The sequence below is a fragment of the Achromobacter piechaudii NBRC 102461 genome (assembly GCF_001571245.1).
In the GTDB taxonomy this organism is placed as follows: Bacteria; Pseudomonadota; Gammaproteobacteria; order Burkholderiales; family Burkholderiaceae_B; genus Achromobacter; species Achromobacter piechaudii.
This window is the reverse complement of the sequence record NZ_BCTK01000007.1, coordinates 318,368-336,820: the sequence shown is the minus strand read 5'-3', so window position 1 is coordinate 336,820 and position 18,453 is coordinate 318,368. Positions and strand designations below refer to the sequence as shown.

At 64.7% G+C, this 18,453-nt stretch carries 13 protein-coding genes; 8 read left to right on the top strand and 5 right to left on the bottom strand.

All coding sequences use genetic code 11. The features are described from left to right. The first annotated feature begins 60 nt into the window (after nt 1–60). Complete coding sequence (gltX, locus tag API01S_RS19280) at nt 61–1,467, top strand: glutamate--tRNA ligase (protein ID WP_050730957.1); 1,407 nt, start codon at nt 61–63, stop codon at nt 1,465–1,467. A 109-nt stretch (nt 1,468–1,576) separates the two neighbouring features. On the opposite strand, the gene API01S_RS19275 is transcribed toward gltX, so the two are convergent. From API01S_RS19275 to API01S_RS19265, 3 genes are all read right to left on the bottom strand, one after another. Beyond that, on the bottom strand, nt 1,577–2,776 hold the full coding sequence (locus API01S_RS19275; RefSeq protein WP_006217292.1) for an MFS transporter: 1,200 nt from the start codon (nt 2,774–2,776) through the stop codon (nt 1,577–1,579). A gap of 98 nt (nt 2,777–2,874) precedes the next feature. Then, nucleotides 2,875–3,381, bottom strand: a complete 507-nt coding sequence (locus API01S_RS19270) for a hypothetical protein (RefSeq protein WP_050730956.1) — start codon at nt 3,379–3,381, stop codon at nt 2,875–2,877. A 189-nt stretch (nt 3,382–3,570) separates the two neighbouring features. After that, nucleotides 3,571–4,470, bottom strand: a complete 900-nt coding sequence (locus tag API01S_RS19265) for a LysR family transcriptional regulator (protein WP_050730955.1) — start codon at nt 4,468–4,470, stop codon at nt 3,571–3,573. A 152-nt stretch (nt 4,471–4,622) separates the two neighbouring features. Between API01S_RS19265 and API01S_RS19260 the strand changes: the two genes are divergently transcribed. Both API01S_RS19260 and API01S_RS19255 read left to right on the top strand, forming a co-directional pair. Further along, nucleotides 4,623–5,486 carry an alpha/beta hydrolase gene (locus tag API01S_RS19260; RefSeq protein WP_050730954.1) on the top strand — a complete coding sequence of 288 codons (864 nt, stop codon included), beginning with the start codon at nt 4,623–4,625 and terminating at the stop codon, nt 5,484–5,486. A 128-nt stretch (nt 5,487–5,614) separates the two neighbouring features. Then, nucleotides 5,615–6,580, top strand: a complete 966-nt coding sequence (locus tag API01S_RS19255) for a Bug family tripartite tricarboxylate transporter substrate binding protein (RefSeq protein WP_050730953.1) — start codon at nt 5,615–5,617, stop codon at nt 6,578–6,580. 50 nt (nt 6,581–6,630) lie between these two features. Here API01S_RS19255 and API01S_RS19250 read toward each other — a convergent pair whose 3' ends face one another. Continuing rightward, nucleotides 6,631–7,080 (bottom strand): Lrp/AsnC family transcriptional regulator, encoded by a 450-nt coding sequence (locus tag API01S_RS19250; RefSeq protein WP_006217287.1) that lies wholly within the window; start codon nt 7,078–7,080, stop codon nt 6,631–6,633. Between the two features lie 130 nt (nt 7,081–7,210). Here API01S_RS19250 and API01S_RS19245 point away from each other — a divergent pair, with 130 nt between their 5' ends. The 5 genes from API01S_RS19245 to API01S_RS19225 all read left to right on the top strand — a co-directional run bounded on the left by API01S_RS19245 (nt 7,211) and on the right by API01S_RS19225 (nt 16,965). After that, nucleotides 7,211–10,717: an indolepyruvate ferredoxin oxidoreductase family protein gene (locus tag API01S_RS19245; protein WP_061305817.1), complete on the top strand. Its 3,507-nt coding sequence runs from the start codon at nt 7,211–7,213 to the stop codon at nt 10,715–10,717. A 303-nt stretch (nt 10,718–11,020) separates the two neighbouring features. Continuing rightward, nucleotides 11,021–13,951, top strand: coding sequence for a ribonucleoside-diphosphate reductase subunit alpha (locus tag API01S_RS19240; protein ID WP_050730951.1), 2,931 nt, complete (start codon nt 11,021–11,023; stop codon nt 13,949–13,951). 19 nt (nt 13,952–13,970) lie between these two features. Next, on the top strand, nt 13,971–15,167 hold the full coding sequence (locus API01S_RS19235) for a ribonucleotide-diphosphate reductase subunit beta (RefSeq protein WP_006217284.1): 1,197 nt from the start codon (nt 13,971–13,973) through the stop codon (nt 15,165–15,167). A gap of 348 nt (nt 15,168–15,515) precedes the next feature. Next, nucleotides 15,516–16,256, top strand: coding sequence for a histone H1-like DNA-binding protein (locus tag API01S_RS19230; RefSeq protein ID WP_061305815.1), 741 nt, complete (start codon nt 15,516–15,518; stop codon nt 16,254–16,256). A gap of 148 nt (nt 16,257–16,404) precedes the next feature. Beyond that, a complete protein-coding gene (locus tag API01S_RS19225; protein ID WP_039882718.1) occupies nt 16,405–16,965 on the top strand; it encodes a YggT family protein in 561 nt (186 codons plus the stop codon). Between the two features lie 35 nt (nt 16,966–17,000). On the opposite strand, the gene API01S_RS19220 is transcribed toward API01S_RS19225, so the two are convergent. Further along, on the bottom strand, nt 17,001–18,446 hold the full coding sequence (locus API01S_RS19220; protein ID WP_061305814.1) for a D-alanine--poly(phosphoribitol) ligase: 1,446 nt from the start codon (nt 18,444–18,446) through the stop codon (nt 17,001–17,003). Nucleotides 18,447–18,453: the final 7 nt, after the last annotated feature.

The following is an 18,453-nucleotide window of genomic DNA, read 5'->3' as shown; positions in this document are numbered from 1 at the left end:
TTGATGTGGACCCTGCCCGACGCCGCTTTTGTGGCGCCGCAGCCGCTATCATTGCCACCTATGACTTCCAACGCCACCTCCCCCATCCGTACCCGCTTCGCGCCTTCGCCCACGGGCTTTCTGCACTTGGGCGGCGCGCGCACCGCGCTGTTCTCCTGGGCGTTCGCGCGCCACCACAAAGGCACGTTCGTGCTGCGCATCGAAGACACGGACGTCGAGCGCTCCACGCCGGAAGCGGTCGAGGCCATTCTGGACAGCATGCAGTGGCTGGGCATGCAGCCCGATGAAGGTCCTTTCTATCAGATGCAGCGCATGGACCGCTATCGCGAAGTGGTCGCGCAGATGCTGGCCGCCGGCACCGCCTACCACTGCTACAGCACGCCCGAGGAAGTCGAAGCCATGCGTGAAGCCGCCCGCGCGCGCGGCGACAAGCCGCGCTATGACGGCACCTGGCGCCCTGAAGCCGGCAAGACCCTGCCCGCCATTCCCGAAGGCCGCAAGCCGGTGGTGCGCTTCAAGAATCCGCAGGAAGGCGCCACGTCGTGGAACGACATGGTCAAGGGCACGATCAGCTTCGACAACACCGAGCTGGACGACCTGATCATCGCGCGCCCGGACGGCACGCCCACCTATAACTTCTGCGTGGTGGTCGATGACTGGGACATGGGCATCACGCACGTCTTGCGCGGCGATGACCACGTCAACAACACGCCGCGCCAGATCAACATCCTGCGCGCGCTGGGCGCCACGCTGCCCGAGTACGGTCACGTGCCGATGATCCTGGGCCCGGACGGCGAAAAGCTGTCCAAGCGCCACGGCGCGGTCAACGTCATGGAATATGACAACGACGGCTACCTGCCCGAGGCCATGGTCAACTACCTGGCGCGCCTGGGCTGGAGCCACGGCGACGACGAGCTGTTCTCGCGCGAGCAACTGGTGTCGTGGTTCGACACCAAGCACTTGTCCAAGTCGGCCTCGCAATGGGATCCGAAGAAGCTGAACTGGGTGAACGCGCACTACATCAAGCAGATGGACAACGCCGAACTGGCCGAGCGCGTGGCCCCGCGCGTCGCTCATCGCGGCGGCCATCCCGAAAAGATCGACCTGCCGGGCGTCATGGGCCTGTTGAAAGACCGCGCCGAAACGCTGGAGCAACTGGCCGATGGCGCAATGCTGTTCTGCGCACCGTTCAGCCCGGCCGCGCCGGAACTGGTGGAACAACACCTGACCCCGGCGGCGCGCGAAGCACTGGCCGATTTCGCCCAGCGCGCGCAAGACACCGAATGGACCCGTGAAGCCCTGTCCGCGCTGATCAAGTCCGTGCTGGCCGATCGCGGCCTGAAGATGCCGCAGCTGGCGATTCCGCTGCGAGTCGCGGTGACGGGTCAAACGCAGACCCCGGCCGTCGACGCCGTGCTGGCCTTGCTGGGCAAGCAGACGGTGCTGGCCCGCCTGGCCGCTATCTGAAGAAGTAAGACTCAACCCGCCATGGGTTGAGCGCAAGGCGGCGTCCGAAGTTTCGGACGCCGCCTTTTGTTTTTGGCATGCGCACTTTCAGGTCCCGCGATGATCGACCCTACGCGTTCACCACCGCCGCGCGCACCTTCAGCGCCCGCGCGAAGAACGCACCCAGCAGCGGCAACAGCACGGCCGAGCCGCCAAAGAGCGCCGCCGCACCGATCTCGTCCACCACCGCGCCCGCCAGCGCCACGCCCGCCGCCTGGCCCATGAAGAGGCAGGAAGCGAACCACGCCACCGCCGTGCCGCGTGCCGACGGCACCATCTGCGTGGCGTTGGTTTGCAGCGTGGCATGCAGCAGGTAATAGCCGAAACCGGCCAGCACGCTGGCAAGCAGGCTCCACATCCAGACCGGTCCCAGCAGATACGACAGGAAGGCCACGCCCAACACCAGCCCGCCCGCGACGGCCAGGCCGCGTTCGCCCAGGCGTTTGAGAATGCGGCCGGCCACGACCGTGTAGATCAGGCCGCCCACCGCGTACACCGCAACCAGCGCCCCCGCTGCCGTCAGCGAAATATCGAAGCGTTCATGCAGATAGGAAGGCGCGAACGCCAGGGCGCCAAACACCAGCAGGCCTTCGACGAATACCGTCGCCAGCACGATGCGCGCCCACGGCGTGCCCAGCACCAGCCGAGCCTGTCCGACAAAGCCCTGGCGCGCGGCGTTGGGATCCACCTGCGCAAAGCCCGCGACGCGCTGGCGGCGCACTTCCAGGTGCAGCAGCACGCCCACGATCAGGTAGCCGGCGACCAGCGCCGCAAAGGCCCAGCGCCAGCCCACGGTATCGGCGAACAGGCCTCCGGCCAACTGACCGGCCGACATGCCCAGGATGGTGCCGGTCAGGAAGCGCGCCAATGTCGCCTGCCGGCGCTCGTAGGGAACGTTGTCGCCGATCCAGGCCATCGACAGCGGCACGATGCCCGCGCCCGCCGCGCCGGACAGCGCGCGGCACAGCACCAGCACGTCCAGCGATTCGGCCATGACCGCGCCGGCGCTGCCCACCGCGCACGCCACGGTCGCCACGCTGACGACCCGGTATTTGCCATAGCGGTCGCCCACCGGACCGAAGAACATCTGCAACACGCCATAGGCCACGGCGAACGCCGTCACGGCCCGCGCGGCCTGGCCGGTGGTCGTGCCGAATTCCGCCGCCAGTTGCGGCAGCATGGGATCGCAGATACGGAAGGCGCTGGCGCTGACGAACGCGGCCAGGGCAAGCAGCGCGATGGCGCGCGCTTCGGAGGACATGGCGGGCATGGGGAACCGGCTGCTAGGCAAAAGTCGAAGCCCGCACCTTACCGCAGCCCGGCCATCTTGGCGCGGCCGGCGAACGCAGTGTCCGCCCCGCGCAACGGTCAGTAAGGCAGGCGATAGCCTTGCGGCATGCGACGGGCGGTAACCACCTGGCCGCCGCTTTTCAGTTCGCGCAGCGTCAGCTTGGCGCGCTCGACTTTTTCAACGCGATAGCGGTTCACGTAGATGGGGTCGTTGGCGTCCACGGGTTCGCCGGCAGACTTGGTCGTCTGCATCGTGTAGACGTTGTCGGCGACGGTCCAGCAACCGGTCTCGCGCAAGGCGGGACGCGTCTTGCGGCCGATCTTGAGCAGCGATTCGTAGGCCATCGTGCCATCGGCGGACAGGACGATCAGCGATTGCAATTCGCCGCTGACGTCGCGCGGACGCGTGTTCGATAACCACGTACCGATCATGGGATCGCCGTTCTTGGCCGGCACACAGGCCACCGGCTTGGGCGGATCCGCGGGCTGGGCCTCGGTGATGACGGCGGGCTTCCTGGCGACGCAACCGGCCAGGGCAAGAACGGCACAGGCGATGCTGGCCGAACGCAAATACACACTGCTCATGACTTCCTCAACACGTCTGTCGACGCGCCGCGCCGGTCACACCGGCACATCCCTCGCGCAGCAAACATCACGCACTCTAAAGAGCCGCCAAGGAAGAATCAACGACGATCCGCGCCGAGTGCAATTGCGCAACAGTCGGCGTCGCAAAGGCCGGTTTTTAGCCATGGAACGCGCACGAATGCGTTGGTTTCAAACGACACCGCGTGCGCTTGCGGAGGCTTTGGCGCGCAGCATTTCTTCCATGCGCGCCGCCGCCGGCGACAAGCTGCGGCCGGCCAGCTTGGTGATGCCCAGTTCACGTTCAATGCGCGGCCGCGACAGCGGCACGAACGCCAGGCCCGGAGAATCCGGAGGCACGCCCAGCCGCGCCAGCACCGTCACGCCCACGCCGCGTTCCAGCATCGCCAGCAGCGACATCATGTTCGACACGAACACCTGGCGATCCAGCATGAAGGCGGCCTGGGGGTAGTCCGCCAGTTGACGATGCGCGACGGTACCCACCAGCGGCAGGTCGGCGATCTCGCGCCAGGTGACCGACTTGCGCGCAGCCAGTGGATGGCCGCGATGGCAGACCAGGCCGAACGCGTCGCGCAGCAAGGGTTCAAAGCTGAGGCGGCGATCGCGCAGCACCGGGCTGCACACGCCCAGCTCGACCTCGCCCGCCAGCACCATGCGTTCCACGCCTTCGGAGTTGTCATCGAACAGCCGCAAGGCCACGGCCGGATAGCGCTCGCGATAGGTGGCGACCAGTTCGGGCAGCCAATGCGTGGCCACGGTAGCCACCGAGGCCATCGTCAAGGTGCCCGCGCCATTGTTGGCCAGCCCGGACAAGGCGCCCGCCACGCGGTCGTGATGTTCGACCAGCTCGCGCGCGAGCGGCAGGCAGTCCTGCCCGAAGCGGGTAAGGGTGTTGCGGTTGCCGCGTTCGAACAGCGGCTGCCCCAGGCGCTGCTCCATTTCGCGGATGGACAGCGACAGCGCCGGCTGCGATCGGAATGCGCGCGCGGCCGCCGCGCGGAAGCTGCGCAGCTCGGCCACCAACAGAAAGTGCCGGTAGTGCGTGATGGAAATATCGGGTGCGGCGGGCATGAAAGCGGTGTGCCTTTCGATTTGTGAGACTTATCAAACCATAGGAAAAATAAAGTTTTCTGATGATAGGGCCGCCCGTAAGATGGCTGCAAGAGACGATGGCTGCAAGAGACGATGGCCGCCCAAGACGCCCCGCCTGGCCACACACCAAGATGCAAAAACAAAACCAAGTTCATCACGCGCTTGCTGCGCCTACCCCCCTGCCCCCGCGCGACCCGCTGGACTTCGGCCTGGTCGACTCGCTGCCCAGCCAGCGCGTGGGAGCCGGCCGGCTCGTGACCGGCGCGCCCGCGCAGCCCGGACAGCCCGGCCTGTTGTTCGTTGCCGGCGCGTATCACGGCGCGTGGTGCTTTGCGCACTACCTGGAATTTTTCGCGGCGGCGGGGCTGGGCTGCGCGGCCGTGGATGTGCGCGGCCATGGTGCGCTGGCGCAGGACGCCGAATTCGTCCGCGCCACCATCGCTGATCTGGCCAAGGATGTGGTCAGCGCGCTGGATGCGCTGGAAGGCCCGACTGTCGTTGTCGGCCACAGCATGGGCGCGCTGCCCGCCTTGCTGGCGGCGCGCGCGCGGCGCGTGGCCGGCGTTGTGCTGCTGGCGCCCTCGCCTCCGGGCGACCTGCCCGGGGCGCAAGGTCTTGCGCCCGTCCCCGCGGACGTCGTTCGCGCAACGCCCGCCGACACCGAAATCCGCGCGCGCTTTCTCGCCACTTCGCCCGAGCGCGACGTCAGCGCCGTCTCGCGCCGGCTATGCGCCGAAAGCCCGCAAGTATTGAACGACCGCTATCTGCTGCGCGTGGCGCTGGGCGCTGACGCCATTGCCGCGCCCGGACTGTGCCTGCAAGCCGGCCTGGATACGCACGACCGCCACCCGCCCGGCCAGGACGCCGCCATCGCGCGCCGATTCCGCTTCGCGCACGCCGAGCTTGCCGGGCAGCCGCACTGCATGATGTACGCGGACCAATGGCAGGTCAGCGCCCAGGCCATTCTCGACTGGTATCGCACACACGTCGCGTGATCGCGAGCGAACCCGAACCACGACAGCGCAACTCCCCCACTACCCGACAGAAACGCCCGGTCATCAGAACCGATAACAACAGCGACAACCACGACGCACTGGCGCACGACCGCCATCAGGAGACACGCATGACCCTTACCCGCTTGCTTCACCCCGCGCTGCTGGGCGCGAGCCTGCTGCTGGCCGCCTCGGCGCAGGCGGCTGGATGGCCGGAGAAACCCGTCACGATCATCGTGCCCTCAGCGGCTGGCGGCGCGGCGGACCTCACCGCGCGCACCTTCGCGCAGTACCTGGGCGAGAAAACCGGGCAGACCGTGGTCGTCGAAGACCGCCCCGGCGCGGGCGGCATCGTGGGCACCAACGCCGCCAAGAATGCGCAGGGCGACGGCTACACGTTCCTGCTATCGACCAACTCCACGCACGCGGCCAATCAGTTCCTGTACAAAAGCCTGCCCTACGACGCGCAGAAGGATTTTCGCCAGGTCGGCATGCTGGGCACCTTCGGCACGGTGGGCGTGGTGTCGCCCGACAGCCCGTATCGCAGCGTGCCCGAGCTGGTGGCCTACGCGAAACAGCATCCAGGCGAAGTCTTCTTCGGCTATTACAGTTCGTCCTCGCAGGTGCCGTCGGAACTGTTCAAGCAGCGGGCGGACATCAACATCACCGGCGCGGCCTACAAGAACATCACGCAGATCATCACCGACTTGCGCGGCAAGCAGATCGGCTTTGCTTTCGTGGACTACCTGACCGCGATGGGACAGATCGATGGCAAGGGACTGGTTCCCATCGCCGTCACTGGCGCGCAGCCGCATGCGGCCTGGCCCAATGTGCCGACCATGGCCAGCTACTACCCCGACTTTGTCGTGGCCGGCTGGCTGGGCCTATCCGCACCGGCCGGCACACCGCCGGACGTCGTGGCGAAGATGAACGCGCACATGCAGGCGGCGGTCAAGGACGAGACCACCGCCAAGAAGTTGCGCGCATTGGGTCTGACCCCGGAATCGATGGACGTGGCGCGCTTCGATGCCTTCGTGCATGAAGACACCGCGCGCTGGAAAGAGTGGATCCGCATATCAGGGATCCAACCCCAATAAGACGCTGGACGCGCGCCCCTCTATATATAGAGAGGGGCGCGGCGCCGCGGCTACAGCGGCAAGCGCTGCTCGTGCTTGATCTCGCGCAGCGCCACGATAGTGCGCGTCTGGCGGATGCCCGGCATGTTGAACAGGAACCGATGCAGGAAGCGGTCATACGCCTCGGGACTTTCGACCAGGATCTTCAACAGGAAGTCCGAATCGCCCGTCACCGCGTAGCACTCCAGGATCTCGGGCGCATCGCGCACCGATCGCTCGAAGTTTTCAACCGTGTTCGAGGAATGCCGCTCCAGGCTGATCTGCGCAAACATGCAGCCCAGCCCCACCTTGCTGCGGTCCACCTGGGCGCTGTAGCCCTGGATCACGCCGCTGGCTTCCATGGCCTTTACCCGCCGCCACACGGGCGCGGCCGATAGCCCCACCTTATCGGACAGCTGCTGCGCCGAAGCCCGGCCGTCCTCCTGCAAGGCCTTGAGGATGCCGATATCGGTCTTGTCCATCGCTTTGTCTCCTGGTTTTTGTCGAACACGAAATGTTCATTGCGAATTATAGGGATAGCACGATCCAAAAACGCAATAAATCGGATGCTCCGCGAACCTATCATGGTGCGAAATACCAGGAGCATTCACTATGGACGGCACTCCCGCCCCCGAACCCCAGCTGGACCTCGACTACCAGCTTGCCGACAACCTCACGCGCGAGTCCGGCCGCATCTTCCTGACGGGGACGCAAGCGCTCGTGCGGATCATGCTCACGCAGGCGCGAGTGGACCGCGAGCGCGGGCTGAACACGGCGGGGTTCGTGTCGGGCTATCGCGGTTCGCCCCTGGGCGGCGTGGACATGGCCATGTGGAAGTCCAAGAAGGCCCTGGACGCCAACAAGATCTCGTTCCTGCCCGGCATCAACGAAGACATGGCGGCCACTGCCGTCATGGGCACGCAGCAGGCCGGCGTGCGCGACGACCGCAATGTCGATGGCGTCTTCGCCATGTGGTACGGCAAGGGCCCCGGCGTGGACCGCGCGGGCGACGCGCTGCATCACGGCAATGCTGCCGGCGCATCGCGCAGCGGTGGCGTGCTGGTCGTGGTGGGCGACGACCACACCGCAGTGTCGTCCTCGATTCCGCATGCCAGCGAAGCATCGCTGATCGGCTGGCAAATGCCGATCGTGCATCCGACCTCGATCGACGAATACGAGACCTTCGCCTTGTGGGGCTGGTCGCTGTCGCGCTATGCGGGCACGTGGGTCGCGTTCAAAGCGGTGTCCGAGACCATCGAAAGCGGACATTCGTTCACGCCCGCGCCGGTGCAGCACTACGACATGCCGGCCGACCCGGACATGCCGCCCGAATCCCTGGAGTATTCCGCGCGCGACTTCCTGTCGCTGGCCGTCGAGACGCGCATGAATCTGCGCATGAAAGCGGTGGCCGCGTTCGCGCGCCGCCACAGCATCGACCGCCTGACCTGTCCGGCGCCCAAGGCCACGGTTGGCATCGTCACCGTGGGCAAGGCGCATCTGGACACCATGGAAGCGCTGTCGCGCCTGGGCGTGGATACGGTCACCGCCAATGCGCCCGTGCGTATCTACAAGCCGGGCCTGACGTGGCCGCTGGACGCCGAACGGCTGATGGAATTTGCGCGCGGGCTGTCGCACATCCTCGTCATCGAGGAAAAAGGCGCGGTGGTCGAGAGTCAGATCAAGGACCTGCTGTTCAACCTGCCGGAGCGCCCGTCCGTCATCGGCAAGAAGGGTTTCGATGGTGAAACGCTGGTGCCCTCGGCCGGCCAACTGCGCCCGTCGCTGCTGGCCGCGCCGCTGGCGGCGTGGCTGTCCCGCAGCGCGGGGCTGCCGCTGGGCGCGGACCTGGCGGCGTTCGAATGCCAGTCGGCCTTGTCGAACGACGCGGACGGCATGCGTCGCCGGCCCTACTTCTGTTCGGGCTGTCCGCACAGCACGTCGACCAAGGTGCCCGAGGGCAGCCAGGCGCTGTCCGGCGTGGGCTGCCACTACATGGCCGCGTGGATGGACCGCGACACGGGCGGACTGACGCAGATGGGTGGCGAGGGCGTGGACTGGATCGGTCTGTCGCGCTACACCAAGATGCCGCACATCTTCCAGAACATGGGAGAAGGCACCTACTACCACTCGGGCTATCTGGCGATCCGCCAGGCGGTGGCCGCGCGCGCCAACATCACCTACAAGATCCTCTTCAACGACGCGGTGGCGATGACGGGCGGGCAGCCCGTGGACGGCCCGATCTCGGTGCCGCAGATCTGCCAGCAACTGCGTGGCGAGAACGTGGCGCGCATCGTCGTCACCAGCGACGAGCCCGAAAAATACCAGGGCGTGGACCTGGGCCCGAACATCAAGGTGCATCATCGCCGCGAGCTGGACGCGGTGCAGCGCGAGCTGCGCGAGATCGCCGGCGTGACGGTGCTGATCCACGATCAGACCTGCGCCGCCGAGAAGCGCCGCCGTCGCAAGAAGAATCAATTTCCCGATCCGGCACGCCGCATGCTGATCAACAGCGCGGTCTGCGAGGGCTGCGGCGATTGCGGCGTGCAGTCGAACTGCCTGTCGGTGGTGCCGCTGGAAACGCCGTATGGCCGCAAGCGCGCCATCGACCAGTCCAGCTGCAACAAGGACTACTCCTGCGTCGAAGGCTTTTGCCCCAGCTTCGTGTCGGTCATGGGCGGCAAGCCGCGCAAGAGCGCCGCGCCCAAGACCGATCAGGAACACCTGCAACGCCTGATCGAGCAACTGCCGCAGCCGGGCACGCCGTCGCTGGACCGCCCGTATCGCCTGCTGGTCGCGGGCATGGGCGGCACGGGCGTCATCACCATCGGCGCCATCGTGTCGATGGCCGCTCACCTTGAAGGCCTGTCGGCCGCCGTGCTGGACCTGACCGGTCTGGCGCAGAAAGGCGGCACGGTCGTCAGCCACATCCGGCTGGCGCCGGCGGGCGCGCCTGCCGGTCCGGTCCGTCTGGATTGGCAGCAGGCCGACGCCGCCATCCTGTGCGATCCGGTGGCCTCGGTGGCGCCGGATTCATTGGGCGCGCTGCGTCGCGGGCACACGCAGGTCACGGTCAACACCTATGTCGCGCCCGTGTCCGAATTCACCCGCAACCCCGACGCCGCGATGCGCCCCGAAGCGCTGCTGGCCAAGATCCGTCATGCCGCGGGCGATGCCAACACCGCCGCCATCGATGCGCACGAAGCCGCGCTGGCATTGTTCGGCGACAGCATCCTGTCCAACATGTTCATGCTGGGCTATGCCTGGCAGCGCGGTGGCGTGCCGCTGTCCCAGGCCGCCATCAACCGCGCCATCGAACTCAATGGCGTGGCGGTCGCCGCCAACCGCGCGGCCTTTGACAGCGGCCGCCTCGCCGCGCATCAGCCCGACGCGCTCGACAGCGCCCTGCGCCCGCGCGCTCAGGTGGTGCAGTTGCATGTGCCGGAATCCTTCGACCGCGCCGTGTCGCGCCGCATCGCGGACCTGACGGCCTATCAGGACGCGCGCTATGCGCGCACCTACCAGGACGTGGTCGAAGCGGTGGCGGCGCGCGAACGCGAGCTGGCGCCGGAAGCCAAGACGCCGCGCCTGGCGATGGCGGTCGCGCGCGGCCTGTTCAAGCTGATGGCCTACAAGGACGAATATGAAGTCGCGCGCCTCTACACCGGCGAAGCGTTCCAGGCGCAGCTCAAGGGCCAGTTCGAAGGCGACTACAGCCTGCGCTTTCATATGGCCCCGCCGATCTTCGCCCGCAAGGACCCTCGCACCGGCGTGCCGCGCAAGATGACGCTGGGCCCGCGCACGATGTCGGCACTGAAATTGCTGACGCGCTTGAAAGGACTGCGCGGTACGTGGTTCGATCCCTTCGGCCATACCGCCGAACGCAAGATGGAACGCGCGCTGGTCGCCGAGTATCGCCAGACCATAGACCAACTTCTTGTAGGGTTGACCCGAGACAACATCGCGCAAGCGGCTACAATCGCCGGCCTTGCAGAAACCATCCGCGGCTACGGCCATGTGAAGGCTGCAAGCGTCGAGAAGTACCGGACGCAATTGGGTCGATTGATGCAGAGCTATATGGCACCGGCCCCGCGCGACATGCCCCTGCGGAAAACCGCATAAACAGTCGCTCTGAGCGGTGCAGTCCTGGGCGCGCCTTACTGGGCGCGCCCAGTGCATTTAGTAACAATCTTTTGTGAGCTTCGTCATATCTTCTTCTTGTTCCAGTAGTTGTCGATCACTAGAATTAGTGTCCAACGAGGGGTGCTACACTACATGTTGTGGTCGCCTAAGCGCTGATTCTCGTCGGCCACGCCTTTAGGACTAAGCCGTCCAAGCCGTTCCGACCCCCTCAAAAGATCCACATTCGTACCGGACATGACCGCCGTCATGTCGCTATCTACGCGTTTTCGCACAGGAGCTTCCATGCAGACTACGATCGCCTCTGTGACCCGGCCTTCGGCCGTGCCGCCCTCGCAAACCGATTCCCCTGCCGACGCCAATGGCGGGCAATGGGCCAGCTACAACATCATTCGCCGCAATGGCTCGGTGGTCGGGTTTGAACCCAGCAAGATCGCCATCGCCATGACCAAGGCCTTCCTGGCCGTGAACGGTGGCCAGGGCGCCGCGTCCGCCCGTGTGCGCGAACTGGTCGAGAACCTGACCAGCCAGGCCGTGAACGCCCTGGTGCGCAACCGCCCCAACGGCGGCACCTTCCATATTGAAGACATCCAGGACCAGGTCGAACTGGCGCTGATGCGCTCGGGCGAACATGACGTTGCCCGCGCCTATGTCCTGTACCGCGAAAAGCGCACGCAAGAGCGCGCCGCCGCCGCTGCCGCCGAAGGCCAGGAAAAGTCCGCCGCCGCGCCCGCGGAACACGTGCTGAACGTGACCGACGCCGGCGTGCGCCGTCCGCTGGATCTGGCCGAACTGCGCGCGACCATCGTCGCCGCTGGCGAAGGCCTGGCTGAATTCATCGATAGCGAAGCGATCCTGAAGGAAACGGTCAAGAACCTGTACGACGGCATCCCCGTCGACGAAGTGTTCAAGTCCGCCATCCTGTCCGCGCGCGCGCTGGTCGAAAAGGACCCGGCCTACAGCCAGGTGACCGCACGCCTGCTGCTGCACACGATCCGCAAGGAAGTGCTGGGCGAAGAAGTCTCGCAAGACGGCATGGTTGCGCGTTACGCCGAATACTTCCCCACGTTCATCGCGCGCGGCATCGAAGGCGGCCTGCTGTCGCCCGAACTGGCCAACTATGACCTGACCCGACTGGGCAAGGCGTTGAACGCCAAGCGCGATCTGCAATTCGGCTATCTGGGCCTGCAGACGCTGTACGACCGCTACTTCCTGCACATCCGCGGCACCCGCATCGAACTGCCGCAGGTGTTCTTCATGCGCGTGGCCATGGGCCTGGCGCTGCGCGAAGCCGACCGCGAAACGCGCGCCATCGAGTTCTACGAGATCCTGTCCTCGTTCGACTTCATGAGCTCGACGCCGACGCTGTTCAACTCGGGCACGCTGCACTCGCAGCTGTCGTCGTGCTATCTCACCACCGTCTCCGATGACCTGGAAGGCATCTACGACGCCATCAAGGAAAACGCGCTGCTGGCCAAGTACGCCGGCGGCCTGGGCAACGACTGGACCCCGGTGCGCGCGCTGCGCAGCCACATCAAGGGCACCAACGGCGAAAGCCAGGGCGTCGTACCGTTCCTGAAGGTCGTCAACGACACCGCCGTCGCGGTGAACCAGGGCGGCAAGCGCAAGGGCGCGGTGTGCACGTATCTGGAATCGTGGCACCTGGACATCGAAGAATTCCTGGAACTGCGCAAGAACACGGGCGACGAACGCCGTCGCACGCACGACATGAACACGGCGAACTGGATTCCCGACCTGTTCATGAAGCGCGTCATGGAAGGTGGCGAATGGACGCTGTTCTCGCCGTCCGACTGCCCCGACCTGCACGACAAGTACGGCCGCGCGTTTGAAGAAGCGTATATCGGCTACGAAAAGCGCGTCGCCTGCGGCGAGCTCAAGCTCTACAAGAAGATGCCGGCGCTGACGCTGTGGCGCAAGATGCTGTCGATGCTGTTCGAAACCGGCCACCCGTGGATCACGTTCAAGGATCCGTGCAACATCCGTTCGCCGCAGCAACACGTGGGTGTCGTGCACAGCTCGAACCTGTGCACCGAGATCACGCTGAACACCAACGAGTCCGAAATCGCGGTGTGCAACCTGGGTTCCGTGAACCTGGTCGCGCACATGAAGCCTGCTGCCGGCGGCGGTTTCGAGCTGGACCTGGACAAGATCAAGCGTACCGTCAGCATTGCGATGCGCATGCTCGATAACGTCATCGACATCAACTATTACGCCGTCGAGAAGGCTCGCAATTCCAACGCGCGCCATCGTCCGGTGGGCATGGGCATCATGGGCTTCCAGGACTGCCTGCAAATGATGCGCGTGCCGTATGCATCGCAAGCCGCTGTTGAATTCGCCGATCGTTCGATGGAAGCCGTTTGCTATCACGCGTACTTCGCGTCGAGCCTGCTCGCCGAAGAACGTGGTCGCTATCAATCGTATGAAGGCTCGTTGTGGTCGCGTGGCATCTTGCCGCAAGACACGTTGAAGATGCTGCGTGATGAACGCGGTGGTCATGTCGAGGTTGATGAATCGAGCACGCTCGATTGGGATACGTTGCGCGCGCGCATCAAACAACATGGCATGCGCAACTCCAATTGCGTGGCAATTGCCCCAACCGCGACTATTTCCAATATCATTGGCGTATCTGCGTGCATCGAACCTACTTTCCAGAACTTGTACGTCAAATCGAATCTCTCCGGCGAGTTCACGGTCGTTAACGATTACCTCGTGCGTGACCTGAAGAAACTCGGTCTCTGGGACGAAGTCATGGTCGCCGACCTCAAGTACTTCGACGGCAGCCTGTCCCGCATCGATCGCGTACCTTCCGAACTCCGCGAACTCTACGCCACCGCGTTCGAAGTCGAACCGAGCTGGCTGGTGGAATGCGCGTCGCGCCGTCAGAAGTGGATCGATCAAGCCCAGTCGCTGAACATCTACATGGCGGGCGCATCGGGCAAGAAGCTGGATGACACCTACAAGCTGGCATGGACGCGTGGCCTGAAGACCACGTACTACCTGCGTACCCTTGGCGCCACCAGCGCCGAGAAATCCACGGGCCGCGGCGGCGAACTGAACGCCGTCACCGCTGGTGGTCAATCCACGGCAGCGGCCGTGGGCGCCGCACCTGTTTTGCCGGAACCCGAAGTTCTCGGGGCGGTTTGCACCATGCGGCCGGGTGACCCCGGCTTCGAAGAGTGCGAAGCCTGCCAATAACCGCCTCCGGAGAATTGAAATGATTAATTGGGAAGACGACACCACCGCCACGCAACCTGCATCGCCCGCCCCTGCGGCTGGCGGTCAGGCTGCGCCCGAAGTCCGGGCGGCGACGGGTGTATTCGGCGACACCGCCATGCCCACGCCTGCCGCGCCTGAACACGCGGCGGGTCTGGCTGCCAGCGGCGCCGCCACTTCACAGCGCGTGAAGGTTGCCGACAAGCGCATCATCAACGGCGAAACCGACGTCAATCAACTTGTGCCGTTCAAGTACAAGTGGGCGTGGGAAAAGTATTTGGCCACGTGCGCCAACCACTGGATGCCGCAAGAGATCAACATGTCGCGCGACATCGCGCTTTGGAAGAACCCGAACGGGCTCACCGAAGACGAACGTCGCATCGTCAAGCGCAACCTGGGTTTCTTCGTCACGGCCGATTCGCTGGCCGCGAACAACATCGTGCTGGGCACCTACCGCCACATCACGGCTCCCGAATGCCGCCAGTTCCTGCTGCGCCAGGCATTCGAGGAAGCGATCCACACGCACGCCTATCAATACATCGTCGAAAGCCTGGACCTGGACGAAGCCGAGATCTTCAACGCTTATAACGAAGTTCCGTCCATCCGCGCCAAAGACCAGTTCCTGATCCCGTTCATCGACGCGATCGCGGACCCCAACTTCAAGACGGGCACGCCCGAAGCCGACCAGACGCTGCTGAAGTCGCTGATCGTTTTCGCTTGCTTGATGGAAGGCCTGTTCTTCTACGTTGGCTTCACGCAGATCCTGGCGCTGGGCCGCCAGAACAAGATGACGGGCGCCGCCGAACAGTACATGTACATCCTTCGCGATGAATCCATGCACTGCAACTTCGGCATCGACCTGATCAACACCGTCAAACTGGAAAATCCGCATCTGTGGACGCCGGCTTTCCGCGAAGAAATTCGAGAACTCTTCCGCAAAGCGGTCGAACTCGAATACGCTTACGCCGAAGACACGATGCCGCGCGGCGTGTTGGGCTTGAATGCACCTATGTTCAAATCCTACCTGCGCTTCATCGCCAACCGTCGTTGCCAGCAAATCGGTATCGAACCGCTGTACCCGCAGGAAGAGAATCCCTTCCCTTGGATGGCGGAAATGATCGATCTTAAAAAGGAACGCAACTTTTTTGAAACTCGCGTGATCGAATACCAAACCGGTGGCACGCTGAGCTGGGAGTAAAGCAGTTCGTCATCAGGCCCGGCGCGGGCACGCTCTGGCAATACAGAGCGTCGCGTTCGCGACAGGCTTGATGACGTGCTTCCTGGTCAGGGTGTTTTCGAACACGTAGAACAAGCGGTCGGCGGCCTGTGATCAGGTTGCCTACCGGCGCCATTTGAAATGGCTCGCGCCAAAGGAGCGGGGGCCATATCAAATGGCTGTGCCGAATTCATTAGCGCAAACCGTAGTAGCTGTTGCTCGCACAGAACAGCGGCATGCGCCGATGAATAGCCCGGGCACGATTCGCCTTGTTGGCGAGTCGGGGCACGGGTTTAAGTTCTGGGACCCCTGAACCTAAGGAGCATGACCATGGCAACAGCCAAGAAAGCCGTAAAGAAAGCAGCGGCGAAGAAGCCCGCCGCCAAGAAGGCAGTCGCTAAGAAGGCCGCACCGGCCAAGAAAGCCGCTGTCAAGAAGGTAGCAGTCAAGAAAGTCGCAGCCGCCAAGAAGCCGGCAGTGAAGAAGGTTGCCGCCAAGAAGCCGGCAGCCAAGAAGGTCGTCGCCAAGAAAGCGGTAGCCAAGAAGGCAGTCGCCAAGAAGGCCGTCGCTAAGAAGGCAGTCGCCAAGAAAGCGGTAGCCAAGAAGGTTGTCGCCAAGAAGGCAGTTGCCAAGAAGGCCGTTGCCAAGAAAGCGGTAGCCAAGAAGGCAGTTGCCAAGAAGGCCGTAGCCAAGAAGGCGCCCGCCGCCAAGAAGGCCGTTGCCAAGAAGGCCGTTGCCAAGAAAGCGGTAGCCAAGAAGGCCGTCGCCAAAAAGGCCGTTGCCAAGAAGGCGCCTGCCGCCAAGAAGGCCGTTGCCAAGAAAGCGGTAGCCAAGAAGGCCCCCGCTGCCAAGAAGGCTCCTGCCGCCAAGAAGGCTCCTGCTGCGAAGAAGGCTCCTGCTGCCGCCAAGCCGGCTGCTGCTGCCAAGCCCGCCGCTGCCAAGAAGCCTGCTGCAAAGAAAGCCGCTCCCAAGAAGCCCGCAACGCCGCCGTCCACGGCTGCCGCCCCGGGTGCAAAGACCGCGCTGAATCCCGCCGCCTCGTGGCCTTTCCCCACGGGTGGCCGTCCTTAATTCGGACGGTTCGAAGCATTAGCTTCGCTAGAGCCGCCTGGCCTTGGCCGGGCGGCTTTTTTGCGCTTGTGCCATCGGCCAAACGCCGCGGCAATATTTGCGTGCCGCGTGCGACAATTGATTCCTCTTTTTTTGGGTGATCGCGTCCATGCTCGGTGAAATCTTCCGCTTCCTCCTCGAAATCGTGTTCACGCTGTTTGGCGCGGCATTGATTGCCCGCGCCTGGATGCACGCGATCCGCCTCCACGCCTTCAACCCGCTGGCGCGCACGGTCTACCAGGCCACCAACTGGCTGGTGCTGCCGCTGCGCAAGATCATCCCCGCCGGCAACAAGATCGACTGGACCAGTCTGGTCGCCGCCTGGCTGGCCGCGCTGTTCTATATCGTGCTGATCTGGCTGGTTGCGCTGGGCGCATTGATTCCCGCCGCGCTGCTGCCGGCCGCCATGGGCTCGGCGCTCATCATGGCCATCAAGTGGGCATTGAACCTGGTGGTGTGGTTGACGCTGATCCAGGCCGTGCTGTCCTGGGTCAATCCGACCGCGCCGATGATGCCGCTGTTGCAGGCGCTGACCGCGCCCATGCTGGACCCCATCCGCCGCATCCTGCCGCGCACCAGCATCGACTTCTCGCCGCTGGTGCTGCTGATCGTCGCGCAGATCCTGCTGATGGTGCTGGCCAACCTGAGCCAGCGCATGATGGGGCTGTAAAAAAAAGCGGGGCATCGCGCCCCGCTCTTGTTTGGCTACGCCGGGATGCCGGCGTAGATCTCGACCAGCTTCTTGCGGTCGATCTTGTGGTTGTTGGACATGGGCAGCGCCGAACAGGCCACCAGTTCCGAAGGCACCATATACGGCGGCAGGCGCTGGGCCAGCCGCTCTTTCCATCCCGCCAACGCATCCGGCGCCAGAAAGCGCGCATCGGGCTCTTGCGCCACACCCGCCACGAAGCCGATCAAACGCACCGCCGTGCCATCGGGCCGGCGCAGCACCGCGCACGCCCCGCCTTCCACGCCCGGCAGGCCATGCAGCGCCTCGTCGATTTCCGCGAGTTCGATGCGATAGCCATTGAGCTTGATCTGGTCGTCCATGCGGCCACGGCAAAAGAGCAGGCCGCCCTCTTGCATCAGCCCCAAGTCACCCGTGCGGAAAGCGCGGCGGCCATCTTCATAGATGTAGAGCTTGGCTTCGTTCAGATCCGGGCGGTTCAGGTAGCCGCGCATCACGTGGTCGCCCACGATGCAGATTTCGCCTTCATCCACGATCAGCACGCTTTCGGGCTTGGCATGCCCGACCGGCAAGGGGTCATGCGCGGCCAGCACGGCGTCGGTGACCTCGATCCAGGTCGTGGCCACCGTGGCTTCCGTGGGGCCATAGGTGTTCAGGATGACGGCATCCGGAAAGCGCTGGCGCAGCTTCTTGGCCAACGCCGCCGGCAACGGTTCGCCGCAGAACAGGAACGTACGCAGCGCGGGCAAAGTGGCCGGCGAAAAATCGCGGTTGGCCAGCTGCTGATGCGCGAACGACGGCGTGGACACCCACACCGTCACGCCATGCTGCGCCAGACGCGGTATCCACGTGCCGGCCGCTGCGATCTGTTCGCGCGCATTCAACACGCACGCGCCGCCCGAGGCCAGCGTGGCGAAGACTTCATACATCGACAGGTCGAAGCTGAACGGCGCCTGGTTCATAAAGACCGGCGCGTCGCCCAAGCCGAAGCTGCCCAGCATCCAGTCGCCCAGCAAGCCGACGCTTTCGCGGCCGATCTGCACGCCCTTCGGGTCGCCCGTGCTGCCGGACGTGAACATGACGTAGGCCAGGCCGCGCTCGGCCAGCACCGCGCCGTCGCCACGCGTGAACGTGCCGGAGGCGGCGTCGTAGACGGCCGCGGCGCGCACGATCTCGACGATGCGGCGCAAGCGCTCGGTGGGATAGATGGTGTCCACGGGCACGAACGGCGCGCCGATCAGCAACGCGCCCACCATGGCGACGAAGAACGACGCTTCCTTGTGGCCGTAGATCGCCACGGGCACGTCGGCAGCCACGCCCTGTTCGCGCGCCTGGTCGGCCCATGCCATGGCTTCGTCGCGCAACTGCGACCAGCTCAAGGTGCGATCCGCGGCGGCTACCGCCAAGGCGTCTGGCGAAATTGCCGACTCAACGAACTCGAACGACTTCAGATCGAAACGCATGCCGAAA